Raw genomic sequence first — 26,621 nt, 5'->3', positions numbered from 1 at the left:
TAACTAAATTTAATATTTATTTTGGACAAAACCCTTTTTTCAATTTAAAAAATCAAAAAGGGTAGGGCTTTCCTTTCCAAGTTTTGTCTTTCCAAAAAAGTTATTCTAAGAAATACGTGGGCTTCTTTGGTCGCCTCCGTTTTCTAAGAATAACTAATTTTTGCAAAAACAAAAGCTTTCCACTACAATCCCTTTTGCATAAAAATCCAGAAAATAAGATTTTTTTATAGTTTCGATTTTCTTAGCTTCTAATTATTTTTATTTTTAACAAAAAAACGAATGCAGACATTTCTTTCAGAAGTTGTATCGAGTATATTAAAGGAAGAGTTTCCTATCTCTGATTATACCTTTATTTTGCCAAGCCAGAGGGCTTGTGTGTTCTTAAAAGATGAAATACATAAGCAAGTTTCGGAGGTTACTTTTTTGCCTAAAATGACAAGTATTGAGCATTTTATTCAGGAGGTAGCGGAGTTGAAACAGATGGATAATATTCAGTTGCTTTTTGAGTTTTATGCGGTGTATAAACAGCATACGGACTTGGAGAAAATTGAAAATTTTGATGAATTTTCGAAGTGGGCAACGATGGCAATTCATGATTATAATGAAATTGATCGTTATTTGATTCCGACGAAAAAGTTTTTTGAGAATTTGCAGGATATCAATCGTATTAATAATTGGGATGTTGAAAAGGGGGAAATCACGGAATTGATTAGTAAACATTTGAGTTTTATTCATGATTTGGGTGTTTATTATGAAGCTTTGAAAAACCGACTTTTGGAGATGAAATCGGCTTATCAAGGTTTGATTTATCGAGAATCTGCTGCGAAAATTGAAAATTATCTACAAAAATCTGGATTGGATAAAATTGTTTTAGTTGGTTTTAATGCTTTGAATAATGCGGAAGAAACAATGTTTAAAACCATTTTGCAAAATCCGTTAAATCGAGTTTTTTGGGATGTAGATGCGATGTATTTTAATTCGAATAGTGAAGCTGGAATGTTTTTGAGAAAGCATAAAAAGTGGAATTATTTTGATAATCATCCGTTTAATTGGATTAACAAAAACTTAGAGAAAAAGAAAGAAATCCATTATATAGCAGCTCCGAAAAATGTGAGTCAGATGAAGTATGTTGGAGAGATTTTGGAGAATTTGCCAACTTATGAAAATACGGCTTTGGTTTTGGCAGAAGAAGCGATGCTTTCTTTGGCTTTGAATTCTTTGCCAAAAAGTGTAGAGAAAATCAATATTACGATGGGATATCCGTTGAAAGATATTCCGGTGACGAGTTTGTTTGATTTGATTTTTAAACTGCATTTGAATCAAGAAAAGTTTCATAAAAAAGCAGAAGGTTCGTTTTATTTTAAAGATGTAATTGCTTTTTTAAGCCATCCGTATTTGAAGAAAATTACAGTTACTGAAAATCATAATATTGCCATCTTTTTGATAAATCAAATTCGATTTAAGAATTACATTTTTATATCGAAAAAAGATTTAATGTTTGAAATTGAAAATAGAAATGTAGAAGAGTTTGATTTTACCGAAGAAGAAATTGAAAAATTTAAACTTGTAAGTGAGCTTTTCGATACTGTTTATTCTACAAAAGAAATTATAGAAAGATGTTTATCTATAATCAAAATCTTGAAAAATCTTACAGAAGGATTGGAAAGAGAATATGTTTATAGATTTTTTAAAGTTTTTCAGCAGTTAGAAAATTTAAACAAACAATTTAATCATATTACAAATATCAAGACTTTACAGTCATTTTATTATCAACTGACAGCAAATGAAAAATTATCTTTTCAGGGAGAACCACTACAAGGTTTGCAGTTGATGGGAGTTTTAGAAACTCGTGTTTTAGATTTTGATACGGTGATTATGACTTCGGTGAATGAAGGAATTTTACCAACAGGAAAGTCGGAAAACTCTTTTATTCCGCATGATGTGAAGAATTTTTATGACTTACCAACATATTATGAAAAAGATGCGATTTTCTCTTATCACTTTTATAGATTGATTCAGCGAGCTTCTAAAATTTACATGATTTATAATACTGAGCCAGATTTTTATGGAGCGGGAGAGAAGAGTAGATTTTTGACACAATTGGAACTTTATAAAAAAGGAATTGAATATAAAATTTTAAATCCGACAGTAAAAGCAATTAACAAAGAACCGCTTACAGTTCCGAAGACGGAAGAAGTGATAGAAAAGTTGAAGGAATTTGTTAAAAAAGGGATTTCTCCTTCTGCTTTAGCGATGTATATCAAAGATCCGATTGATTTTTATGAGAAAAGAATTTTAGGAATTCGTGAACTTGAAGAAGTTGAGGAAACAATTGAAGCAAATACGATGGGGACTATCATTCATGATGTTTTGTATTCGTTATATATTGATTATGAAGGTGTTAATAAATGCATTTCTTTAGAGGATAATGCAAAAATGATGTCAAAATTTCCTATATTAGTAGAAAATTACTTTAAAAAGCATTATAAAAATGGAAATATCACATCTGGAAAGAATAGATTGATCTATGAAGTTTCTAAGAATTATGTAGAACGTTTTTTGAAGTTTGAGAAGTCAGAAATAGAAAAAGGAAGAGAAATAAAAATCCTAAAGTTAGAGAAAGAATTTAGGATAAAATTTAATGTTGATTCGATTGATTTTCCAATTTATTTAAAGGGTATAGTGGATAGAATTGATGAAGTAGATGGCGAAGAACGAATTATTGACTATAAGACAGGAAGAGTTACTTCTTCGGAGTTAAAAGTTACAGATTTTCAGAATATGATTTCTGAGGATAAATATCTGAAAGCTTTGCAAGTGATGATGTATGCTTATATCTATAAGAAACATCAGAACGAAAACCATGAAGATGTAATATGTGGTATTTTTTCTTTTAAAAACTTAAAGGAAAAGCTGATACAACTTAATTTCAGTACGAAAAGAAATGTTGTAGATAGTAAAATTACCGAAGAGAGATTTGAACAATTAGAAGAACAATTGAGAAATATAATTTTAGATATTTTCGATTTGGATAAATTATTTGAAAGAAAAGAAGTCTAAAGCTTAATTTCTCCTAAAAATTAGGTATTTATGAGGATAGAGAAAAACATCGTAATCCCAGGAAAACACCAAAGACCAATTTTAGCAGACGTATTTTACAACCCTAATAATGAACCAAAACCCGTGGTTATTTTTTGCCATGGATATAAAGGTTTTAAAGATTGGGGTGCTTGGAATTTGGTTGCAGAAGCTTTTGCTGCTGCAAATGTTTTTTTTATCAAATTTAATTTTTCTCATAATGGAGGAACTATTGATCATCCGTTAGATTTTCCAGATTTGGAAGCATTTGGAGAAAATAATATTGAAAAAGAATTGGATGATTTGGAAACCATGATTGATTGGATTTTCGAATGTGAAGATTATAAAGATGATGTAAACCTTAGGTATATAACTATTGTTGGTCATTCGCGTGGTGGTGGAATTGTAAGTTTAAAAGCAAGTGAAGATAAACGAGTAGCAAAAGTTGCGACTTGGTCAGGAGTTTGTGATTTTTCAAAAAGATTTCCGGCAGGAGAAGAGCTTTTAGCTTGGGAAGAAACAGGAGTAACTTATGTAGCAAATGCTAGAACAAATCAACAAATGCCACATTATTATAGTTATTTTGAAAATTTTGAAGAAAATAAAACACGATTTAATATTCAGCGAGCCGTGAAGAAATTGAAAGTTCCACATCTGATTATTCATGGAGCAAATGATGAAGCTGTTTTGATCAAAGAAGCTTTTAAAATGAATCGCTGGAATTCGAATAGTGAGTTATATATTTTAGAAAATGCAAACCATACTTACCAAACCAAACATCCTTGGAAAGCGCCAATTATGTCGGATGAATTACAAGAAGTGGTGGATAAGACAATTGGTTTTGTGATACAATAAAAAAGAGGTTATTTAATAAAAATAACCTCTTGGATTCTTGGGGAAATTTATTTATACCTCAAAAACTTCAGAAATAATTTTCTGAAGTTGTAGTTTCGGTAAAGCTCCTTGAGCCATTTGTACTTGCCCTTCTTTAGGACAAAAAACAAGAGTAGGAATACTTCTTACAGCAAAAGCAGCTGCAAGTTCTCTTTCTACTTCTGTGTTTACTTTATATATGATAATTTCATCTTTATACTCCTCACTTAGTTCTTCCAAAATTGGTGCCAACATCTTACAAGGATTGCACCAATCAGCATAAAAATCGATGATGCAAGGTAAATCACCTTGATATTTCCAATCTTGGCTTTCTTCATAATTAAAGACCTTTTCTAAAAAAAGTTCTTTATCAAGTTCTATTGTCATTGTCTAGAATTTTAGAATTTATTTTTTTGTGAATGTAAGTATTATTTTTTAATCTAAAATGGAATAGAATAATTGATTTAAACTGAATATGAATCTGTGAAAAAGAGTCTAAATATAAATAAAAGTTTAATATGTAAATCTTATTAATAGTTTTTAATTCTAAAAAGGTTTTTTTATGTAACGTTTAATAGTATTGTGTAATTAATTATATCATACAATTGAATTAATTTTATTGTATGATATGTAAAATGATTTAAAATATATTTAAATATTAACACATATTTTGATACTATATATATACTAATAATAAAATAATATTAGTATGACATAAATCATAAAATTATGGATGCATAATAAATAACTTTGCTCAAAGTTAAACCACTAATAAAATGAAAAAAATTATATTAATCTTCGTTATATCATTTCTAACACAAATTGGGTATTCGCAAATATCAAATGGTGAGGCTATAAACATTGCAGGGAAACAAAGAATGATTTCTCAAAGAATGTTGAAATGTTATATGATGATAGGTGCTGATATTAAAACTGATCAAGCAAGAAAAGAGTTGGATGAATCAGTAGCAGCTTTTGAAGAAGGGTATTTGTTATTGAGTGAATATGCTTCAAGTGGAAAAGTATCAAAATCGCTTGATGAAGTAAGAAAATTATGGGAACCATTTAGATTACATATTGTATCTACACCAAATCATAAAGATGCTTCTTTGTTATTAGAAGAAGCGGACAAATTATTAACAGCGAGTCAAGATGTTGTTGAAGAAATAGAGAATCATTTAAGATTAAAATCAGCAAAATTGGTTGATAAAGCAGGACGTCAGAGAATGTTATCTCAAAAGATTGCGATGTATTATATCGCACATTACTGGAAAGTACCAAATAATGATTTATATGTAAACCTTGTAAATACTACTAAGGAGTACGAGCAAGCTTTAATTATCTTAAATGAATCAGAGCTAAATACAGAAGAAATTGATACAAACTTAAAGAAAATCAATTCTCAATGGGCTTTCTCTAAGAAAACATTTGATCCAAGATCAGATAGATTAATGCCATCAGTAGTAGTAGTTACTACAAATGCAATGTTGAAGAATATGGATAATATCACAGGGTTGTATGCCGCATTAGTTGAATAAAAAAGAAACTAACCAAAATTAACTATAAATCATCTAAGAGTTATTCTTAGATGATTTTTTTTTTGGTATAAAATAAATCAATTAAAAATGAGTTTTTTAAGTGGAATTAATGTTAAAAGTCGTATTTATTTTTTAATAAACATTATTACGATTGATTTTGTAATGGACTTCTGAGTGTAACTCTGAAATTATGTAATCCGATAGCAATTTTCATAATTTTCTCTCTTTTTTTAAAGTATTTTATTCGAATTTTCTCTTTGATTATTTTTAATCTTTTTACACCAGCAAAAGCATACTCAATTCTTACTCTCATACTTTCAATAAGGGTATTTATATACTTTTTGAAATGGTGTCAAAGGCTTTAATTTTGTGTTTTTATAAGGGATAATAATATTTTCAAAATCCTTTTGAACTCCTTGGAAACCTAAATCGACAAGTATATGTGTTTTGTCTATATTGATAGAAAGGTCATCCCAAATTTTTTTATCATGAACTGTCCCAAAATAGGCTGAACTTAAAAAATGAATATATCCTTTTTTGTTTCCAATTGCCAAATGTTTTATCGTATGAATTTTCTTTTTGCCACTATATTCTTCTTTTTGATTAGCTAAATTTGTTTATCTTGGAGCTTGATTTTCAACAACATAAGCCAATAGGTGATCCTCCGAATCCTCTAGATGGTTATATATTTCTCCAAACTGAGGAAGTGCTATTAATTCTTTCAAAGAATCTAGAAAAGGATCTGTTAGAAAGTGAAACCACTCACTAATTTTAGATTGGGATAACTCAAAGAAACCTTCTAGAAGTACTTGTAGCGGATTATGTTTAAGATACATTAAATAGAATTTCAACTTTAAATAGCTTCCTTTTAAACTCATGTTTTTTCGTTCTTTATAACAAGGAGTTTTACGTAATTTCCCTTTCAAGGTATAATGTGTTATTTTTTTCGTTACATATTTTTCAAATACAGGTAATAATATTTCTATTTCTTTTGTATTTAGACTTAATAATGAATTAAATTTGCTCAAGACTTCGGGGGTTAGGATTATTTTTTGGTAGAAACAAAACTATAACCTTTTGAAGTCTTTTTTAAACTTATACTATTTTAATCGTGGTAATGTTTAATTTAACATTTAAATTATATTGTATATTTGTCGAGAAAGGAAAAAAACAAAAACTAAAGTTCACATTAAATGAGTACAAATCATAATCCTGAAGAAGAGGTAGAATTATCAAAATTATTAGGAGTTATAGGTAAAGGAATTTCTAATTTTATTAAAGGTATAGGAAGATTTTTTTCTAAGATTTTTCATGTTTTTATTTTAACTATTATATTTCTTAAAAAATATGCTTTGTATTTTATAGGGTCAATATTAATAGGTATTGGCGTTGGATATTTTGTGAAAAAATATGAAGGAGAGCTATACTTTTATGAGATGGAAATTAAGCCTAACTATGATAGTGAGGTTTATATTGCGGATAAAATCAATAATATAAATATTCAATTAGCTTTTAAAAACTATGAAGAATTAAATAAAATTTTAGAATTAAGTGCTGAAGATTTAAAGAAAATTAAAAATATAGAACTAATCCCAATTCATTATTTAAAAGATAAAGTATTGGAATATGAAGAGTTTATAAAGAATAATGATACTATAGTATCAAAATTAGTTACATTTAAGGATTTTCAGTCACAATCTTTTTCAAAATATTCTTCAAAAAGGTATAATATAGATATAGTTGTACATGAACCTATTTCAAAGAATTTTCAAGAACAATTAATTTCTTATTTTTCAGAAAATTCTAAGTTTAAGCTTGCTAGAAATTTTAAAATTAAAAACTTAGATCTAGAGGAAGAAACAATTAAAAAAGGTTTAGCGGATATTGATTCTTTAAGACTAACTAATAGATTAGTTGCATTGAAATCAGCAGAACATATTACAACTTTAGGTTCTGATATTGATATTGTAAACAGTAATGATCGAAAAGAAAATGAGGTTGATCAAAGAAATACTACGGAAGATCAAAACTTATATAGTACAGCAGAAGATTTAATTAAAAAATTAAATACTGTTTCAGAGCAAAAATTAAAATATCAAGAAATTATAAGAGTTATTTCAGATTTAAACTTTAAAGGAGTTTATACAAAGTCTGTTACATCAGATCCGATTAAACTATTTGGAATTCTTAGTTTTGTTTTGGCATTAGCAGTTATATTACTTTTAAAGTTTAATACATATTTAAAAAACTATAAAAAATAAATGAATCAAAAACATATCTTAGTTACGGGAGGAGCAGGATTTATTGGTGCAAATTTTGTAAAATATTATATAGAAAAGGAAGAAAATGTAACTATCATAAATTTGGATAAACTAACTTATGCTGGTAGTTTAGAAAATTTAAAAGATGTGAATTCTGATCGACATATTTTTGTAGAAGGAGATATCTGTGATAGAAAACTTGTAGAAGAATTATTTGTGGAATACGATATCCGAGGAGTAATTCATTTCGCAGCAGAATCTCATGTAGATAATTCTATTACGGGTCCAGAAGCATTTATGCAAACGAATGTAATTGGAACATTTACGTTGATTGATGTAGCTAGAAATTATTGGATGGATGCCCCAAATTCATATAAAGAAGGATATGAGAATACAAGATTTCATCATGTCTCTACAGATGAAGTTTATGGAACATTAGGAGAAACTGGTCTTTTTGAAGAAACAACTCCATATGCACCAAATAGTCCTTATTCTGCGTCAAAAGCATCGAGTGATTTTGTAGTAAGAAGTTATTTTCATACTTATGGAATGAATGTCGTTACTACAAATTGTTCTAATAATTATGGACCAAAACAACACGATGAAAAATTAATTCCAACGATATTAAGAAAAGCACTTCAGGGAGAAAATATTCCAATTTATGGTGATGGTTTAAATATTCGTGATTGGCTTTATGTTTTAGACCATTGTAAAGGTATTGCTTTGGCTTATGAAACAGGAAAACCTGGAGAAACTTATAATATCGGAGGAAGAAACGAAAAAACAAATCTTTATATTGTTCACGCTATTTGTGAATACTTAAATGAAAATTATCCAAAAGAGGATAGTTCTTCTTATAAAAGTTTAATCACATTTGTTACAGATAGACCTGGACATGATTTTAGATATGCAATTGATGCTTCTAAAATAGAAAATGAACTAGGTTGGAAAGCAGATGAAAATTTCGAAACAGGAATAGTGAAAACTATCGAATGGTACATCGAAAAATATAAAGAATCAGGAATACTACAATAGAATATGAAAGGAATAATATTAGCAGGAGGTTCAGGAACAAGATTACATCCTTTGACTTTAGCTGTAAGCAAGCAATTGATGCCTGTTTATGATAAACCAATGATTTATTATCCATTATCAACTTTGATGTGGGCTGGAATCAATGAAATATTAATAATCTCTACACCACATGATTTACCATTATTCAAATCTTTATTAGGAGATGGGAAAAAATATGGATGTAGATTCGAATATGCTGTGCAAGAACATCCAAATGGATTAGCAGAGGCATTTATTATTGGTGAAGAATTTATCGGAGATGATAAAGTTGCTCTGATTCTTGGAGATAATATTTTTTACGGAACAGGTTTAGCGGATTTATTACAAGCAAATAATAATCCTGATGGAGGAATTATCTATGCTTATCATGTTCATGATCCTGAAAGATATGGAGTGGTGGAATTTGATGCAGAAGGAAAAGCGATTTCTTTGGAAGAAAAACCAAAAGTTCCAAAATCAAATTATGCAGTTCCTGGGATTTATTTCTATGATAATGATGTAGTTTCAATTGCAAAAAACATCAAACCAAGCGATCGTGGAGAATTAGAAATTACAGATGTAAATAAAGTTTATCTAGAAAAAGATAAGCTTCAAGTAAGTATTTTAGATAGAGGTACAGCTTGGTTGGATACAGGAACATTTAATTCTTTAATGCAAGCATCTCAGTTTGTTCAAGTGATTGAAGAAAGACAAGGATTGAAAGTTGGAGCAATTGAAGAAGCTGCCTTTAAGATGGGATTCATCAATGAAGAGCAATTTAAAGAATTAGCGACTGCTTTAGTAAAAAGTGGTTATGGAAAGAATTTATTAGAATTACTAAAATAAATGAAAGTTCAAGAAACAAAACTAAAAGGTTGTTTTATTATCGAACCAACTGTTTTTGAAGATAAAAGAGGTTATTTTTTCGAAAGTTTTAATACACAAAAGTTTAATGAAGCAATTGGAAAAGAAATAAATTTTGTTCAGGATAACCAATCTTTTTCTTCTAAAGGAGTTTTAAGAGGATTACATTATCAAGTAGGAGAACATGCACAAGCGAAATTAGTTAGAGCTCTAGAAGGAACTGTTCTGGATGTAGCAGTAGATTTAAGAAAAGATTCACCAACTTTTGGACAACATGTAGTAGTGGAACTAACTGCTGAAAACAAAAAGCAGTTGTTCGTTCCTAGAGGATTTGGACATGGTTTTGTTGTTTTAAGTGAAACTGCAACTTTCTTTTATAAATGTGATAATTTTTACAATAAAGAATCCGAAGGAGGAATTATTTACAACGATAAAACAATCGGAATCGATTGGAAGATGAAGGAATCTGAGTTGATTATTTCTGATAAAGATATCGTTTTACCAAACATTGAAAATGCGCGATTAGCATGAAAATATTAATTACCGGAGCAAGTGGTCAATTAGGTAATTGCTTAAAAGAGTTAGCAGATTCTTTTAAGCAATTTGCTTTTTATTTCAAGTCATCTAAAGATTTAGATATTACAAATATTGAAGATTTAGAGAGAGATTTTACAGAAAATCAATATGATTATTGTATTAATTGTGCTGCTTATACAGCAGTTGATCAGGCAGAATCAGATGTTGAAAATGCTGAAAAAGTAAATGTTTTAGGAAGTAAAAATCTTGCCGAAGTTTCTAAAAAAAATAAAACGGTTTTAATTCATATTTCTACGGATTTCGTTTTTGATGGAAATAAAAACACGCCATATGTAGAAAATGATGTTACAAATCCTCTTGGAGTTTATGGTAAAACGAAATTAGAAGGGGAATTAGCGATTCAAAATGTTTTGGAGAGTTATTTTATACTAAGAACTTCTTGGCTGTATTCTGAGTTTGGAAATAACTTCATGAAGTCGATGATTCGTCTTGGAACGGATAGAGATGAACTTGGAATTATTTACGATCAAATCGGAACTCCAACGTATGCAATGGACTTAGCAAAGTTTATTCTTTATTTAATTCAAAATAAAAAACAAGATTTTGGAGTTTATCATTTTAGCAATTTAGGAGCTGCAAGTTGGTATGATTTTGCAAAAGCTATTTTTGAGTATGAGAATATAGAGGTAAAAGTGAATGTTATTCGTACAGAACAATATCCAACACCAGCAGAAAGACCAAAATTTAGTGTGATGGATAAAAATAAAATTTTAACAACTTTCGATTTTCAGATTCCTTATTGGAGAGAAAGTTTAAAAGAATGTTTATATAAAAATAAGAAATAAATTAAATGAACCCTAAAGATAAAAAGTTTCATATGAAAAAGATCCCAAATTTAGACGTATTACGTTTTTTTTTGGCATCTTTTGTAGTTTTACAACATTTACCAAAACTGTGTAAAAATCAAAACTTACCATATTTTGACGGTTTACCGATTTTAAATAGAGGAGTAGATTCTGTTTATGTATTTTTTGTTTTAAGTGGTTTTTTAATTATAAAATCCATTTATGAAGAGAAGTCGAAGAGTTTTTTTTCGATTAAAAACTTCTATGTGAGAAGAATTTTACGAATTTTCCCTGTCTATTACTTTGTGATGATTTTTGGTTTAATTTTTTATAATTTAATATTACCATTAATTGGAATACCATTTGAAATAACTTATTCGATTCCTGTCGGATTGGCAATGATGGTATTTTTTTTACCAAATGTATTTAGTATCATGTATGAGCCTGGAGGAATTTTACAAGTTTTATGGTCTTTAGGTATCGAAGAACAATTTTACCTTCTAGTTGCACCTTTGATGTATTTATTACCATTAAAAAAGATTTTAAAAACGCTCATTATTTTAGCTTCTATATATTTTATAATATTTCATTTACCTGCACTTGATTTTCTGAGAAAATATGAATTTATGTATTTTTTCTTATTTTTTGGAGGTATTGTTGCTATTCTTGAAGAAAAAAAGAAATTAGAGTTTTTTAAAAAAAGTAGAATATTTGCCTTCACAATGATATCACTTACGGTACTTTATTTCTTTACAGATTTATTCTTATTTAAAACTTTATTTTTAAAAAACTTATTTACTGGAATTGTATTTACATTTTTTGTTTTTGTTTTAGGATATGGGAATGTTGGTTTTAAAATTAAGAATAAAATGTTGAATTATTTGGGTAAAATATCATATGGAATTTATATGTACCATGTAATAGTTTTAAATTTTGTTGTGTTTTTATTTTTAAAAATTCAAGATAAAATAATATTAACCGATACTTTGGTGATTATTTCTATTAATATTTTAACTTTTATATTAACATTTTTAATATCACATCTATCTTTCAAGTATTATGAAAGTTATTTCTTAAAACTTAAGAATAAGTTCAGAAGATAAAATTTGAATTATGAAAAACTTGATATGTAAATTAGGATTATTCTTTATATTTTTTGATAACATGTATTTACCTTTTGATATTGGTTTTGATTTTAAACTGATATATATATTTATGTTGTTATTTATTGTATATGCAACATCAATTATCGGAAGGGTTAATATCAAAAAAGAAGATCTTCAAATTTTAACTTTTGTATTATTTTTTTTAATGATAAATCTTTTTGTTAATATTTCAGGAATAGTTTTATTTATGAAGCAATTTATTGGAATATCGATTGCTTTTATTTATTCCTTTTTATTTATAGCTGTTTATAAGTTTGATTTTAAAAAAATAATTGAAGATTATATATTAGTTATAAAAATAGCTATAATAGGAGGTCTGCTACAATTTATTTTTGCAAAGTTAGGAAAACATTATTTAGTTGATTTTTCAGTTTTAGGATTTGATCTAGGTAATAATGAATATAAAAAATATCCTTTTAGAGTTCATAGCTGGTTTCAAGAACCTTCTTTTTTGGTATACGCAATCACTCCAATATTATTAATTGTCATTACAAGATTTTTTGGACTTCATCGAAAAGTTTCATTTTTTATATCTGTTCTGACAATTTTTGTAGTTTTTTTATCAATGTCATCAATAGGTTTTATAAGTATTCTTTTAAGTGTTGGATTATTTTTAATTTCAAAATATTCATTTGTTAAGAAACCTATTTTTCTAGTAAGTATAAGTATTGCAGTAATAATTGTCTCTTTGTTTGTTTATAATTTACCAAAAGTTAAAACTAGAGTAGATGATACTATAAATATTTTAACTAGTGATCAAATAACTACAGAACAAATTGATGATCTAAACTTTAGTTCTTATGCTTTGTTCAGTAATTTTAAAGTTGCAATGGCTTCATTTAAAGAAGATCCAATTTTTGGTTGTGGTTTGGGAAATTATGAATTGAGATATGATGAATTGATTGATGAAGTACTACCTCCTAATAAATTTATAAAATATAAAATATGGTTGAATAGAGGTGAGGCAAACAGCTTTTTTTTTCGTTTTCTTACTGAGACAGGTCTTATAGGAATTTTATTTTACTTTTGGTTTCTATATCATTATAGAATTCGATTTCCTAAAAATTATCAAGATAATAAAGAGTTAATACTATTATGGTGTTTTAATAATGGACTTTTCATCTTATTTATATTAAGATTATTGAGAAATGGACATTATATTCATTTAGGTATAGAATTTATGTGGATAATGTATTATTTAACCTCTTTACAGTACAAAATAAAACGTAGAGAATATCAAGAAAAATTAAGTATTAATACTTAATTTTTAATTATGTTTAATTTAATGATTATGCTTGTTTGTTAGGTATTTTGTAATTAATTTAATGTTTAATGTTAAAATATTTAATATTAATTTAATTTTTTTTAAAAAAATATTTTATATATATTAGACCTGTATTTATAAGGAATACACCTCAACTAACTTACAAACAATCACTTACATTATGAATGGAAAATTAACTCTACTATTAAGGATTTTGTTATCATCCATCCTTATTTTTTTAGGTTTCAATCACTTTTTTCATCTTCTTTCAGAAGAAATTTTTAACCTAGAATTACTAAATATTTTTAATTTAAATTACTTTGCAGATGTAATAAGTATAATGCAAATAATAGGGGGCGGGCTGATTTTAACTAAGAAATGGCAAGTTTTAGCACTTATAATGCTTATGCCTTTATCTTTTAATGTATTATTTTTCTATCTGAAACTAGATCCAAATACATTAGGTCTAGAAGCAATTGTAGCAATATTGAATATTTTATTTGTTTACCACAATTGGAATAAAATTCAAACTTTTTTCAAAAGAAAGTTGAGTTTAAAAAATCTGTGAAAATAAATAAAAGCCAAAAGCTCCAACTAAGTATAAAAGTATCATATAATGTGAATTTAAAAATGGTATAATTTATATAAAGAATGTTTTGAAATGCTTCTGCAAACTCTAGGTTTGACAGAAGCATTCGTAAACTTAAACTAATCTATAATCTACAATTTGTTTGTATCATCGTTCATTCCCAACTGCGCTTTCAACTTCTCTAAATCATTATCAGCTGAAGCATTTGTGGTATTTAAAGCTTTTTCGATTTCATCATCTACACTCTTACTTTCATTTGCGATATCTCCATAAGCTTCTGCTAAAGCTTCCTCTTGAGCAACTTTCTCTTTCATTTTCTCTAACATACTCACTGTAGAAGAACTATCAATTGAAGCCAATTGTTTATTAAGATTCTTCGTAGCATCTGTTACTCTTACTCTTGCCTTTAAAGTTTTTAATTCATTTTCCCATTTACTCAAGTTACTCTTGATTGTTTGGATATTTGCTTCCAACTGAGAAATAGATTTTTCAAATTTAGTTACTTCTTCTTTTGCTCTAGCAGCATTTTGTACAGCAGCATCTTTCTTGATTAAAGCTTCTTTAGCTAATCTGTCTGCGTCCTCCATAGTCATTTGACCATTCTGCGCTTTTTTCAATAATAGCATTGCTTTACTTTGGTAGTCATTTGCAACGCTTTCTTGCTCTTGCATTTCTTTTCTAGAACGGATTGTCATTGCTTTTACTTGTGCTAATGATTCCATGCTCTTTGCAAGATCCTTTTTCAAATCACGGATTCCTTGTTCCGTCAATTTTATTGGGTTTTCTAATTTATCTATTGCAGAGTTTGCTTCTGCTTCACCTATCTTAAATAATCTCCTAAATATATTCATCTTAAATTTTCTTTTATAGTCTAATTAATATTTTACAAATTCTAAGATCTGCTTAGAATATTCACTAAGTAATAAACTTAATGAGTTTAAAGTACCTTCTAATTCGTTTAAATCTAAATTTTCTAATTGAAGTGTGTCTCTAAAAATCACCTTTCTACCTGTCTGATCTAATGCAAAAGCCCCATGAATAATATCTCTATTTTTTCTAAGAAGCTCCTGATACACGTCTACAGAAGGATTGTTGATCTCAAAAATAAACTGCTCTAAAATTAAAATCGGAGCAGCTACGCCAACAATTAAATTTGCAATTCCTTCTTCTTCTTTTGCAATGGTTAAAATTCCTTCTTCTTGGTTTTCATACGTAATGTCAAAATCTAATTCTAGTAAATAAGATTTGATAATTTGAAAATGATCTTTCATTGGTTTTTAATAGTTAGTTTGTTTACTTCAATATTACAAAATTGATTTGTGAATACTTTTTCTTTTCTTTTAAAATTTGACTTTTTCTTTTTGTTTGCAATAAATATTAGCAATTATTCCCAGTTTCGGTTTTTAAGGCTTCAAATATTGACTTTTTCTTTCTTTTCAATGATTCAAAGGTACACATAATTTTAGTATATGCAAATATAATTTGCAAAAAAATGAAATTAAGCTATTTATTTTAGTTTAAATTATTCTTTAATTTGAGTTTAAGCTTAATAAAATCAATAGTTTATGTTAAATATTTTTTTTTGTTAATAAATTGCTAAGTTTTTTAGTATCTGTAAATATTCACTAATTTTATTACTCATTAAAAATATATTCTATATTATTGCTCAAAATTTAGGAAGGATGACATACTTTGGTAAAAACATAAAGAAAATAAGAGGTGTAAAAAATTTAAGTCAGCAAGCATTTGCAGATTTATTTGATCTTAAGAGAGGAACTTTAGGAGCTTATGAAGAAGGACGTTCGGAACCAAAAATCGAAACGTTATTAAAGATTACGAAACATTTCCAAATTACTTTAGAAGATATTTTGACTCGTGAGATGAAAGTAAACGAGCTTTTACAGTTTAAAGACGATTTATTATTTCAATCTAAAATATCTTGGGAAGAAAATTTTACTTCCATTCCTTGTATTACCAAAAGTCAATTGAAAAATTATCCGAGTTATTTTGGTAAAGCACATTATATAAAAGATCTTCCAACCATTACAATTCCTTCTAACAGTTCTAAAGAAATGAGAGCTTTGGTGATTTCTTCTTTAGAAATGAATAATTACGGACAAGGTTTTTCTCCAAAAGATATTGTTATTGGAGAAGAGATGTCTGTAGAGAACATTCTTAAGAAAGAAGGAGAGTTTTTAGGTTTCGTAGTTTTGGAAGATGAAATCTTATTTAGAAATATTTTAGTGCAAGAAGAAAAGGTGATGTTGCGCGCTTTTCACCCAAGTGTAGACGATGTAGAGATAGAAAAAGACCAAATTTTAGAAGTTTGGAAAGTAATTCACGCTTTTTATCACAAATTACCAGAAATACAAAGTCCATTTGAAAATAAATTATCAATTTTGGAGAACGAATTGAAAGCGCTAAAGCAAAAACTAAAATGAGACAAAATATAAGTGTAGCAGTCGATGCAATTGTTTTTGGATATATCGAAAATTCTTTACAATTACTGTTAATAGAACGACTAACAGAACCGTTCCAAAATTGTTGGGCAATTCCAGGAGGGTTTGTTACAGACAACGAATCTCTAGAAGATGCAGTAAGTAGAGAGTTGAAAGAAGAAACCAACTTAGATATCCATTATTTGGAGCAATTATATACTTATGGTAAACCCGATCGTGATCCGAGAGGTCATGTAATTTCGATTGCATATTTTGCAATTGTAAAACCTGATAAATTTGAAGTAAAAGCAGACACGGATGCAAAGGAAGCAAAATGGTTTCCGATTAACGATCTTCCTGACTTGGCTTTTGATCATGCAAAAATAATTGCAGATGCTAAAGAAAGACTTCAAAACAAACTTTCTTATCAGCCAATTGGGTTTGAACTTTTAAACGACAAATTCTTATTTTCAGATCTAGAGAAACTTTATACTACAATTTTAGAAAAAAGTATCGATAGAAGAAATTTCAGAAAAAAGATTTTAAGTTTTAATATTTTAGAAGAATTAAACGAAAAAGTAAGCGAAGGACGTGGAAGACCTGCAAGTTTGTTTGCTTTTAAACGTGAAAAATATTTCGAACTTTTAGAAAGTGGATTTGTTTTCGAGATTAAATAAAATTCATTTTTAAACCATATTAAAAAAGAGATTATTCTATCAAAGGGTAATCTCTTTTTATTTTAATTGATATTAGTAAGCTTTATTTTGTATTAAAATCTATAAATCAATAAGTTCCCCTCTTGAGAGGCAGGGCTGTCAGGTTCTCCATTTTTTAAATTGAAAACCTGGTGCACTTTTGTAAAGTGTGCCCATTGTTTCTAGTATTTGTATGGTCACGAGTTACAAACTCGCGCCAGCGATCATATAAAATTAATAAAATCAGACTAGAACTTGACAGCCCTGCTCTTGAGAGGGGCTAGGGTGTGTTTTAAAGAAACAAAATCTTTTAGTGATAATATTTTTATTTCTTCTGAAACTCATTTTTCAAAGCTTCATCTATTTTTATATGTTCTGGTAACACACGAAGTCGATAAGTTCCTTCACCCAAAAAAGTAAACAAATCTTTTCGCTCTAAAGCATTATTTTTTTCTAGATTTAAAATGGAATTAATGTTTTCTATAATTCTAGAAAGATAAGTTTGACTTTTTATTTTCCCATCGGAACCAACTAAAATTCCCTGTTTAGAAGCATTCTGATTTTGTCTGGAAATAGCAAATAGCAAGAAATTTTTGAATTGTGTAGTTTTAGAACCAAAGTCAATTAATTCATCATAAATATCTTTTGAAGGAATAGTGATTTTTACCAAAGACCAATCTATAAAATGAAGAGTTACTTCCTTAGAAGTTGGAGTTTGTGCAAGTTCGATAACCCAACTAGTAGCCAAAACTAGACAAATACTTATAAGAGAAGTTTTCGCAATGATTTTGATTAAATGAAAAGTAAAAATACTTTCAGGAAGTTTGATCACATCTGGTAATTGTGAAACTAACATCATCAACAAAGCAAGAAATGCTATAATTCCAATTAGTTTTAAATTTCTTTGGGTAAAAGTTTTATAAAAAGTCAACATCAGCCAATAAGTGATTAATATAGAAATCAGAAAATCTGGAATGGCATTTAGTTTTAAGCTATTAAAAATATAAAAATCGTCACCAAAAATAAAGGTAGAAATGATGGTGATAAAAGCTAATCCTAAAATGGTAAACGAAATCGTAGTTCGAATTTTAGATTTTTGAAATAAATATTTTGGTGCATGACGAAAATAAAACAGCGCAAAAAAGAAGCAAATATTATTTAAAGCTGAAAAAATAGAAAGACCTGCAGTAAAGTTTTGAGCATCTAAGGAAGAGAAATTGATATAAATTAAATTCCAAACTCCAGAAACTACCCAAACAAACATTGCCAAAGCTAGGTAAAAAAGACCTTTATCTAATCTTGGTTGTTGCTCGTCTTCTATAAGTTTTGTTTTAAATTGTTTTTGAATATGGTACCAAATAGCAAGAAGCAGACTTCCTCCAATAAAAGAAATAAAAATACTTGCTAAAAGATGAAAAAAATCGACAGATAAGTTCATAACAAAAATTGTTCTACTACAAGTATAAGACTTTTTAAAGTAAGTTTTTCAAAAGAAAATATTTGTATTTTTAGTTTTCAAGTTTAAATTATTACTGAAAAAATAGAATCAAAATATCGAAAACTAGGAAATGAAATATAAAAAATTACCAAACACAGAAATAGAAGTAAGTCAGATTTGTTTAGGAACGATGACTTTTGGAGAACAAAACACGCTTGAGGAAGCACATCAGCAATTGAATTATTCTTTAGATAAAGGAGTAAACTTTATCGATACTGCAGAAGTATATGCAGTTCCAACTAAAGCGGAAACTTATGGAGAAACAGAGCGAATTTTAGGAACTTGGTTGAAAGAAAATCGTTCGAAAGTTGTTTTAGCTTCCAAAATTGCAGGACCAAACAGAAGTTTAGATTACATCCGTCCGGATTTGAGTTTTTCTAAAGAGAATTTAAATAAAGCTTTAGAACAAAGTTTAGAAAGACTACAAACGGATTATTTGGATATTTATCAATTGCACTGGCCAGAGAGAAAAACGAACTTTTTTGGGAAAAGAGGTTTTAAACAAGACGCTACAGATCTTTGGGAAGATAATTTTGCACAAATCATCGAAACTTTAGAGGGTTTTAAAAAAGAAGGGAAAATTCGTCATTTTGGAGTTTCGAATGAAACACCTTGGGGATTGATGCGTTTTTGTGAAGAAGCTAGAAAAAATGATTGGGAAAAACCTATCACGATTCAAAATCCGTATTCTTTGTTGAATAGAACTTTTGAAACAGGTTTGGCAGAAATTTCTCACCGAGAAGATATCGGACTTTTGGCTTATTCTCCTTTAGCTTTCGGAATTTTGTCTGGGAAATATTTACAAGAGCAACCTGATGATGCAAGATTGACTTTGTATCCACAAATGAAAAGATATAGTAATTTGGAAGTTTCAGAAGTGGTAAAAAAGTATGCTTCTTTAGGAAATGACTTCGGAATTTCTTTAGCACAACTTTCTTTAGCATTCATTAGACAACAACCTTTTGTGACAAGTACGATTATTGGAGCTACAAAAATGTTGCAGTTAAAGGAAAATATTGAAAGTGTGGATGTAGAACTTTCGGAAGAATTATTAAATGAGATCGAAAAAATACATACTTCGCAGCCAAATCCTGCGCCATAATTTGTAATAAAAAATTGATTTACAGTATATTTAATAAAAAGCAATGTTTTAATTCTAAGACATTGCTTTTTTAATTTCTAGAAACATTCTTTATTATAAGTGAATAAAATCTAGAAAATTTTTGAAAAAAGTTTAAAAAAATGCTTGAATTAAAATTGAATATATAATTTTAATCTTGCTATTTTTTTATAATTTTACTACTTAAATAGTTAAAAAAAAGAAATAATACTAATCTAAGTTTAATTTTAGTTAAAAAATTTTAACCGTTCTTTAACAAGGAAAATATTTTTTTTTATGCTATTTGCATTCATAAATAAAGCAATGTAAATTCACGCATTAAATAATTGAAAAAAATAATGGAAGAAAACACTACTGCATCTGTTGATATTAAAGCAATTAACGAGAAAATCGAGAAGGAAAGTGCATTTGTTGATATGCTAATAATGGAAATGAACAAGGTAATTGTAGGTCAAAAATATATGATTGAACGATTACTTATTGGTTTGTTAGGTAACGGACACATTCTTTTAGAAGGGGTTCCAGGACTTGCAAAAACATTAGCGATTAACACTTTATCAAAAGCAGTACATGGTTCTTTTAGTAGAGTTCAGTTTACTCCTGATTTATTACCTGCGGATGTTGTTGGTACCATGATTTACAACATGAAAGAGAATGATTTCTCTATTAAAAAAGGACCAATTTTCGCAAATTTCGTTTTAGCGGATGAGATCAACCGTGCACCAGCTAAAGTACAATCTGCACTTTTAGAAGCAATGCAAGAGCGCCAGATTACGATTGGTGATGAAACTTTCAAATTAGACGAGCCTTTCTTAGTAATGGCAACACAGAATCCTGTGGAGCAAGAAGGAACGTATCCTTTACCAGAAGCACAGGTGGATCGTTTTATGTTGAAAACAGTTATTGATTATCCTAAATTAGAAGAAGAACAATTGATTATGAGAAGTAATCTTAAAGGTTCTTTTGAAAAAGTAAACCCAGTGGTTTCTTTAGATCAAATCAATAATGCAAGAAAAGCAATCAAAGAAGTATATATGGATGAAAAAATCGAGAAATATATACTTGATATCATATTTGCGACTCGTTATCCAGAAAAATACAATTTAGGAGATTTATCTTCTTTAATTAGTTTCGGAGCTTCTCCTCGTGGATCTATTAGTTTAGCAACTGCTGCAAAATGTTATGCATTCATCAAGAGAAGAGGATATGTAATTCCTGAAGATGTTCGTGCTGTAGTGATTGATGTATTACGTCACAGAATCGGAATTACTTATGAAGCAGAAGCAGAAAATGTAACTTCAGTTGATATTATCAATAAAATTATCAATGAAGTAGAAGTGCCATAGAATATGTTTTAATGTAAAATAAATCATGATAGGAGAATTTGATTCTCCTTTCTTTACTTAAAACTAAAAACAATGGATACGAAAGAAATACTTAAAAAAGTACGTAAAATTGAAATAAAAACACGTCGTCTATCAGATCATATTTTTTCTGGAGAATATCATAGTTCATTCAAGGGAAGAGGTATGACTTTTAGCGAGGTTCGAAAATACCAATTTGGAGATGATGTAAGAGCAATCGACTGGAATGTGACTGCTCGATACAACGAACCTTATATCAAAGTTTTTGAAGAAGAGAGAGAACTTACCATGATGTTGATGGTCGATGTCAGTGGTTCGGAACTTTTTGGGACAACCAAACAATTTAAAAAAGATACGATTACAGAAATTGCTGCGACTTTATCTTTTTCTGCAACACAGAATAATGATAAAGTTGGACTAATTCTTTTTTCGGATGAAATAGAGCTTTTTATTCCACCAAAAAAAGGAAAAACGCACGTTTTGAGAATTATTCGTGAGTTGATAGAATTTCAACCAAAAAGTAAAAAAACAGATATTTCAGGAGCTTTAAAGTATTTATCTAATGTGATGAAGAAAAAAGCTATTGTTTTTGTTTTATCTGATTTTATGGATGAAGATTATTATCAAACACTAAAAATTGTTGGGAAAAAACACGATGTAACCGGAATTCGAGTATATGACAAAAAAGAAATGGAAATACCGAATCTTGGAATTGTTCCGATGTTAGATGCAGAAACAGGAGAAACAATGATGGTGAATACATCTTCTAAAAGAGTTCGAACGCAATACAAAGCACATTATTTAAAGATGATTGATTATTATGATAAATCATTTAGTAGAAGTGGAGCTGGTACGATTAGTACTCGTATTGACGAAAGTTATGTAACAAAGTTATTAGGTTATTTTAAACAAAAAGGAGCATAATATTTTGAAAAAATATTTACTACATATTGCTTTATTCTTAGTTTGTTTTGTTGGTTTTTCGCAACAAGACTATAAGATTGAGACAAAAACAGATACTGAAAATATTCGTATTGGAGAACAATTTCACTATGAAGTTTCTGTAGAAGCATCTGAAAAGGCTGATTTTCCTGCTACTTTAGAAAATTTGAATAAAGTAGAGGTCTTAGAGTCTTTTGATGTGGATACAATTAATGAAAGATTGGTGAAAAAATATCTTTTGACAAGTTTTGATAGCGGAAGATATGTGATTCCAAGACAAAAAATTCTTTTAAATAATAAACCATTTTATACAGATTCACTTTTTATTGAGGTAGCAACTGTTGCTGTGGATACTACGAAACAAAAATTGTATCCTAGCAAAGGAATATTCTTCCAAGAAGAAGTAGATGTTCCAAATAACAATTACATCTGGTGGATTGTTGGAGTAATGGTTATTATTTTGATTGCATTATTTATTATTTCTACAAGAAAAAGAAGAAAAGAGAAATATTCAGAAATTGTATTGCCTCCATTAGAAGAAGCAATTGAAAAACTGAAAGTATTGGATGTTTCTAAAGTAAATACGCAAGAAGAAGCAAAGGAATACTATAGTATGCTTACGGAAATTGTGAGAAATTATATTGGACGTGATGTGAAAATTCCAACGCTGGAGGTTACTTCGGATGAGTTGATTACATTACTTTCTTTACACAATAAGTCGGAGAACTTAGGAATTCCGAAAGAAACTATTGAAGGTTTACGTAAGTTTTTACAAAATGCAGATTTAGTAAAATTTGCCAAATCTAGACCTTTACAAGAAGAAATGTCTGTGGATAAAAACACAGCAGAAAATGTAGTAAAAGAAATTCAATCTATTGTTCATAAACCAAAACTGGACGAAAATGGAAATCCTATTATAGAGGAAACTCCAGAGATGATTGCAAAGAAAAAAGGAAACAGAAGAATGGCAATTGCAGTTTCTGTTACAGTTGCAACGATTATTGTTCTTACAGTTGGTTCTATGGTTTATTTTGGACCTAAATATGTAATTGATACTGTTTTTAGAAACGAAAGTTTACAGTATACAGAGAAAGAATGGAATCGATCTTCTTATGGATATCCATCGGTTTCTATTGAAACTCCTGTAATCTTGAAAGCTGAAGATATTGTGCTTCCTCCGCAAATCAAAGAGCAAATGGAAGTTGGTGTTTTCTCAAATGTTTCTTCTAGCGGATTCGAGATTGCAGTAAATACAACTTCTTTCAAACAAGAATTACCAAACTTCGAATTAGAAGCAGCGAAAAATTCTGCAATCGAAAGATTAAAGAAAGAAGGAGCAAGCTTTAAGAAAATTGATAGCGATATTAAAACAATTAACGGAAATGAGTGTATGTTGGTAAAAGCTTATTTCTCGTTTGAAGATCCAGAATCTAAAGAAGTTTACGATAGATATTTAGATTTAGCAATTTTTGGAAGTAAACATGGAGTTCAAATTGTTCAGATTAGTTATTTAGACTCGGATGTTTATGGAGAAGATATCTCAGAAAGAATTATAAACTCTATTCAATTAGAAAAAGACGAAGAATAAAATTATGTTTGAAAATTTTGAGTTTATGAATCCATCCTATTTGTGGTTTTTAATCATAATTCCACTTCTTTTGGTATGGAAAATTTTTACAAGAAAAAAAGAAAGAGCCACTTTGAAAATGGGATCTTTAAAAGGATTTCAATTAGAGTCTTCGTGGTTGACTAAATTATATCCGCTATTATTTATTTTAAGATTAATAGCAATTGCATTTTTGATTGTAGCATTAGCAAGACCAAGAACGGTAGATGTTAGTACTAAAAGAAAAGTGAACAAAGGAATTGATATTGTAATGGCAATGGATGTTTCTGGAAGTATGTTGGCAAAAGATTTAAAGCCAAATCGTTTGGAAGCTTTAAAGAAAGTGGCAATTAACTTTGTTTCAGAACGCCCGAATGATCGAATCGGAATTGTTGTTTATGCTGGAGAAAGTTATACACAAACTCCAATTACAAGTGATAAAGGAATTGTAAAAAATTCGATTGAAAATATTACTTGGGGACAAATTGATGATGGAACAGCCATTGGAATGGGACTTGGTTCGGCAGTAAATCGACTGAAAGATAGTAAGGCAAAAAGTAAAGTAATTATTTTACTTACAGATGGTGTAAATAATGCAGGATTTGTAGATCCAAAAACAGCAACAGAACTTGCAGTGAATTATGGAATCAAAGTTTATACTATCGGAATCGGTACGAATGGAATGGCGCCATTTCCATATGCGAAAACTGCAAATGGAAGATTTATGTATAGAAATGCTCCTGTAGAAATTGATGAAACACTTTTGAAATACATCGCAAAGGAAACAGGAGGAGTATATTTTAGAGCAACAAACAATAGCAAATTACAAGCTATTTATGACGAGATTAATAAACTTGAAAAAACAGAAATTGAAGAATTCAAGTATTATAATTATGATGAAAAATATCGATTCTTAGTGATTTTAGCAGGAATTTTGATATTTATAGAAATGTTGTTGCGATTTACAGTTTATAAAAGTTTTATTTAAAAATGTATCAATTAGAAGAACCAAAATATTTTATAGCACTTATAGTGATACCAATACTAATCGTTACATTTTTAGGGATGTATTGGTGGAAAAAACGTACACAAAAGAAATTTGCTGATTCTTTTTTGATCAAAAAATTGAGTCCAGAAAAATCTACATTTAAATCTATTTTAAAAATTGTAGTACTTTCTTTAGGATTAGCATTTTTAGTAATTGCTTTGGTAAACCCTAAGATGGGAACCAAATTAGAGACGATAAAAAGACAAGGAGTAGATATTGTTTTTGCTTTGGATATCTCAAAGAGTATGTTGGCAGAAGATATTGCGCCAAGTAGACTTCAGAAAGCAAAACAAATTATTGATAAAGTAATTGATAAATTAGGAAGTGATAGAATTGGAATTATCGCTTATGCAGGAAATGCTTATCCTCTTTTACCAATTACAACAGATCATGGAGCTGCAAAAATATTTTTACAAAATGCAGATCCAAATTTAGTTTCTTCGCAAGGAACTTCTATTAATGATGCTTTACAATTAGCAGAAACGTATTATAATAATGATGAACAAACGAATAAATTCTTGATTCTTATTTCGGATGGTGAAGATCATCAAGGAGTAGATAATTCTATTGTTGCTAAAGCTGCAAAAGACGGAATCAAGATTTATACAATTAGTGTTGGAACAGAAAAAGGAGGTCCAATTCCTTTGAAGCATAATGGAAGAGTCGTAGAGTACAAAAGGGATCGTGAAGGAAATGTTGTAAATACGAAGATGGATCCTAAAATGTTGATGCAAATTGCAGAGGAAGGAAATGGAGAATATCTGAATGGAAATAGTACAAAAAATACTGTAGATGCAATTCAAGATATTTTGGTAAAAGCAGATAAAAATGAATTTGAATCAAAACAGTTTTCAGATTATAAATCACAATTTCAATGGTTTTTAGGAATTGGGTTAATTCTGTTAATTATCGATTTATTATTGTTTGAAAAGAAAACGAAGTGGATTCAAAAATTAAATTTATTCAATGAAAAATAAAGCTATACTATATATAATTTGTTTGATTTCTAGTTTTGTTTTTTCACAAGAAGATTTGAAAAAAATGAGATTAGAATCAGATGCTTTCGTAAAAGAAGGAAATGATTTATTCGAAGAAAAGAAATATGCAGAAGCCGAAGTAAAATACAAAGAAGCTTTGGTGAAAAATCCTTTAAACAAAAAGGCTGTGTATAATCTTGGAGATGCTATTTTAGGACAAGGAAGAATGAAAGAAGCAATTGCTCAATTCAAATCTTTCAACAAAATGTCTGATAACAAAATGGAAAAAGCAGCTTCTTTCCATAATATTGGAAATGCTTTTATGGTAGAAAAAGATTATCAAAAAGCAGTGGAAGCTTTCAAGAATTCTCTTCGTAATAATCCAAAAGATGAAGAAACTCGTTATAATTTAGCTTTAGCTCAAAAATTCTTAAAAGATAATCCGCCTCAAGATCAAAATAAAGATCAAAACAAGGATCAGAATAAAGATAAGGAGAACGAAAAAGATCAGAACAAGGAAAACGAGAAGGATAAAAACGAAGACAAAAAAGACAATAAGGACGAGAATAAAAAGGACGAAGAAGACAAGAAAGACGAGAAGGACAAAAACGAGGATAAAGACAAAGACAAGAAAGACGGAGAGGACGAAGAAGATAAAGACGAGCAAAATAAAGATAACAAAGACAATAAGGATAATAAAGACCAGGAGAAGCAAGGAGAACCTAAACAGCAAAAAGGAAAACTTTCTCCACAACAAATGAAACAGCTTTTAGATGCGATGAATAATCAAGAGAATAAAACTCAGAAAAAAATAAATGCACAAAAAGCAAAAGGTCAAAAATCTAATCAAGAAAAAGACTGGTAA

26 protein-coding genes and 1 pseudogene are annotated in these 26,621 nt (G+C 28.7%); 20 read left to right on the top strand and 7 right to left on the bottom strand.

Going from position 1 to position 26,621, the window contains the following annotated elements:
- The first annotated feature begins 279 nt into the window (after nt 1–279).
- Together I0K12_RS08405 and I0K12_RS08400 are read left to right on the top strand one after the other, a co-directional pair.
- A complete protein-coding gene (locus I0K12_RS08405; RefSeq protein WP_196887023.1) occupies nt 280–3,060 on the top strand; it encodes a PD-(D/E)XK nuclease family protein in 2,781 nt (926 codons plus the stop codon).
- Nucleotides 3,061–3,090: 30 nt separating this feature from the next.
- On the top strand, nt 3,091–3,933 hold the full coding sequence (locus I0K12_RS08400) for an alpha/beta hydrolase family protein (RefSeq protein WP_196887022.1): 843 nt from the start codon (nt 3,091–3,093) through the stop codon (nt 3,931–3,933).
- A 51-nt stretch (nt 3,934–3,984) separates the two neighbouring features.
- Here I0K12_RS08400 and trxA read toward each other — a convergent pair whose 3' ends face one another.
- On the bottom strand, nt 3,985–4,338 hold the full coding sequence (gene trxA / locus I0K12_RS08395; protein WP_196887020.1) for a thioredoxin: 354 nt from the start codon (nt 4,336–4,338) through the stop codon (nt 3,985–3,987).
- A 389-nt stretch (nt 4,339–4,727) separates the two neighbouring features.
- Between trxA and I0K12_RS08390 the strand changes: the two genes are divergently transcribed.
- A complete protein-coding gene (locus I0K12_RS08390) occupies nt 4,728–5,489 on the top strand; it encodes a type IV pili methyl-accepting chemotaxis transducer N-terminal domain-containing protein (protein ID WP_196887019.1) in 762 nt (253 codons plus the stop codon).
- Nucleotides 5,490–5,634: 145 nt separating this feature from the next.
- Here the strand turns inward: I0K12_RS08390 and I0K12_RS08385 are convergent, their stop codons facing one another.
- The 3 genes and pseudogenes from I0K12_RS08385 to I0K12_RS08375 all read right to left on the bottom strand — a co-directional run bounded on the left by I0K12_RS08385 (nt 5,635) and on the right by I0K12_RS08375 (nt 6,517).
- Complete coding sequence (locus I0K12_RS08385) at nt 5,635–5,802, bottom strand: hypothetical protein (protein ID WP_196887018.1); 168 nt, start codon at nt 5,800–5,802, stop codon at nt 5,635–5,637.
- A 4-nt stretch (nt 5,803–5,806) separates the two neighbouring features.
- Nucleotides 5,807–6,091, bottom strand: a pseudogene (locus tag I0K12_RS22220) (transposase family protein); the annotation flags it as partial.
- A 15-nt stretch (nt 6,092–6,106) separates the two neighbouring features.
- Entirely contained in the window at nt 6,107–6,517 is a 411-nt protein-coding gene (locus tag I0K12_RS08375; RefSeq protein ID WP_196887017.1) for a transposase family protein, read from the bottom strand.
- 165 nt (nt 6,518–6,682) lie between these two features.
- Between I0K12_RS08375 and I0K12_RS08370 the strand changes: the two genes are divergently transcribed.
- From I0K12_RS08370 to I0K12_RS08335, 8 genes are all read left to right on the top strand, one after another.
- Nucleotides 6,683–7,750 (top strand): hypothetical protein, encoded by a 1,068-nt coding sequence (locus tag I0K12_RS08370; protein ID WP_196887015.1) that lies wholly within the window; start codon nt 6,683–6,685, stop codon nt 7,748–7,750.
- Nucleotides 7,751–8,785: a dTDP-glucose 4,6-dehydratase gene (rfbB, locus tag I0K12_RS08365; protein ID WP_196887013.1), complete on the top strand. Its 1,035-nt coding sequence runs from the start codon at nt 7,751–7,753 to the stop codon at nt 8,783–8,785.
- A 3-nt stretch (nt 8,786–8,788) separates the two neighbouring features.
- Entirely contained in the window at nt 8,789–9,649 is an 861-nt protein-coding gene (gene rfbA, locus I0K12_RS08360) for a glucose-1-phosphate thymidylyltransferase RfbA (RefSeq protein WP_196887011.1), read from the top strand.
- Nucleotides 9,650–10,198, top strand: coding sequence for a dTDP-4-dehydrorhamnose 3,5-epimerase (rfbC, locus tag I0K12_RS08355; protein ID WP_196887010.1), 549 nt, complete (start codon nt 9,650–9,652; stop codon nt 10,196–10,198).
- Nucleotides 10,195–11,049, top strand: a complete 855-nt coding sequence (gene rfbD / locus I0K12_RS08350) for a dTDP-4-dehydrorhamnose reductase (RefSeq protein WP_196887009.1) — start codon at nt 10,195–10,197, stop codon at nt 11,047–11,049. Before rfbC ends, rfbD begins: the two co-directional genes overlap by 4 nt.
- Before the next feature lie 32 nt (nt 11,050–11,081).
- Nucleotides 11,082–12,152: an acyltransferase family protein gene (locus I0K12_RS08345; protein WP_196887008.1), complete on the top strand. Its 1,071-nt coding sequence runs from the start codon at nt 11,082–11,084 to the stop codon at nt 12,150–12,152.
- 10 nt (nt 12,153–12,162) lie between these two features.
- On the top strand, nt 12,163–13,479 hold the full coding sequence (locus tag I0K12_RS08340) for an O-antigen ligase family protein (RefSeq protein WP_196887007.1): 1,317 nt from the start codon (nt 12,163–12,165) through the stop codon (nt 13,477–13,479).
- Between the two features lie 181 nt (nt 13,480–13,660).
- Nucleotides 13,661–14,047, top strand: a complete 387-nt coding sequence (locus I0K12_RS08335) for a hypothetical protein (RefSeq protein WP_196887006.1) — start codon at nt 13,661–13,663, stop codon at nt 14,045–14,047.
- 152 nt (nt 14,048–14,199) lie between these two features.
- Here I0K12_RS08335 and I0K12_RS08330 read toward each other — a convergent pair whose 3' ends face one another.
- The gene (locus I0K12_RS08330; protein ID WP_196887005.1) at nt 14,200–14,919 is read right to left on the bottom strand and encodes a PspA/IM30 family protein; all 720 of its coding nucleotides are present in this window, start codon (nt 14,917–14,919) and stop codon (nt 14,200–14,202) included.
- A 24-nt stretch (nt 14,920–14,943) separates the two neighbouring features.
- A complete protein-coding gene (locus I0K12_RS08325; RefSeq protein WP_196887002.1) occupies nt 14,944–15,339 on the bottom strand; it encodes a YbjN domain-containing protein in 396 nt (131 codons plus the stop codon).
- Nucleotides 15,340–15,750: 411 nt separating this feature from the next.
- Here I0K12_RS08325 and I0K12_RS08320 point away from each other — a divergent pair, with 411 nt between their 5' ends.
- Nucleotides 15,751–16,509 carry a helix-turn-helix domain-containing protein gene (locus I0K12_RS08320; RefSeq protein ID WP_196887001.1) on the top strand — a complete coding sequence of 253 codons (759 nt, stop codon included), beginning with the start codon at nt 15,751–15,753 and terminating at the stop codon, nt 16,507–16,509.
- The gene (locus I0K12_RS08315) at nt 16,506–17,183 is read left to right on the top strand and encodes an NUDIX hydrolase (protein ID WP_196886999.1); all 678 of its coding nucleotides are present in this window, start codon (nt 16,506–16,508) and stop codon (nt 17,181–17,183) included. The genes I0K12_RS08320 and I0K12_RS08315 overlap by 4 nt, the downstream gene beginning before the upstream one ends.
- 343 nt (nt 17,184–17,526) lie before the next feature.
- On the opposite strand, the gene I0K12_RS08310 is transcribed toward I0K12_RS08315, so the two are convergent.
- Nucleotides 17,527–18,639, bottom strand: coding sequence for a hypothetical protein (locus I0K12_RS08310; protein WP_196886997.1), 1,113 nt, complete (start codon nt 18,637–18,639; stop codon nt 17,527–17,529).
- Nucleotides 18,640–18,769: 130 nt separating this feature from the next.
- On the opposite strand from I0K12_RS08310, the gene I0K12_RS08305 reads away from it, so the two are divergent.
- The 7 genes from I0K12_RS08305 (at nt 18,770) to I0K12_RS08275 (ending at nt 26,621) form a co-directional block, all read left to right on the top strand.
- Nucleotides 18,770–19,801 (top strand): aldo/keto reductase, encoded by a 1,032-nt coding sequence (locus tag I0K12_RS08305; protein WP_196886994.1) that lies wholly within the window; start codon nt 18,770–18,772, stop codon nt 19,799–19,801.
- Nucleotides 19,802–20,157: 356 nt separating this feature from the next.
- Nucleotides 20,158–21,165: an AAA family ATPase gene (locus tag I0K12_RS08300; protein ID WP_196887257.1), complete on the top strand. Its 1,008-nt coding sequence runs from the start codon at nt 20,158–20,160 to the stop codon at nt 21,163–21,165.
- Between the two features lie 72 nt (nt 21,166–21,237).
- Nucleotides 21,238–22,107 (top strand): DUF58 domain-containing protein, encoded by an 870-nt coding sequence (locus I0K12_RS08295; protein WP_196886992.1) that lies wholly within the window; start codon nt 21,238–21,240, stop codon nt 22,105–22,107.
- Nucleotides 22,108–22,111: 4 nt separating this feature from the next.
- Entirely contained in the window at nt 22,112–23,713 is a 1,602-nt protein-coding gene (locus tag I0K12_RS08290; protein WP_196886989.1) for a hypothetical protein, read from the top strand.
- 4 nt (nt 23,714–23,717) lie between these two features.
- On the top strand, nt 23,718–24,719 hold the full coding sequence (locus I0K12_RS08285; protein ID WP_196886987.1) for a vWA domain-containing protein: 1,002 nt from the start codon (nt 23,718–23,720) through the stop codon (nt 24,717–24,719).
- Between the two features lie 2 nt (nt 24,720–24,721).
- On the top strand, nt 24,722–25,756 hold the full coding sequence (locus tag I0K12_RS08280) for a VWA domain-containing protein (protein ID WP_196886985.1): 1,035 nt from the start codon (nt 24,722–24,724) through the stop codon (nt 25,754–25,756).
- 64 nt (nt 25,757–25,820) lie between these two features.
- Nucleotides 25,821–26,621, top strand: a complete 801-nt coding sequence (locus tag I0K12_RS08275; protein WP_231372722.1) for a tetratricopeptide repeat protein — start codon at nt 25,821–25,823, stop codon at nt 26,619–26,621.

The organism is Aureivirga sp. CE67, from assembly GCF_015767245.1.
Taxonomy (GTDB): Bacteria; Bacteroidota; Bacteroidia; order Flavobacteriales; family Flavobacteriaceae; genus Aureivirga.
This window is presented reverse-complemented; position numbering and strand designations above follow the sequence as displayed.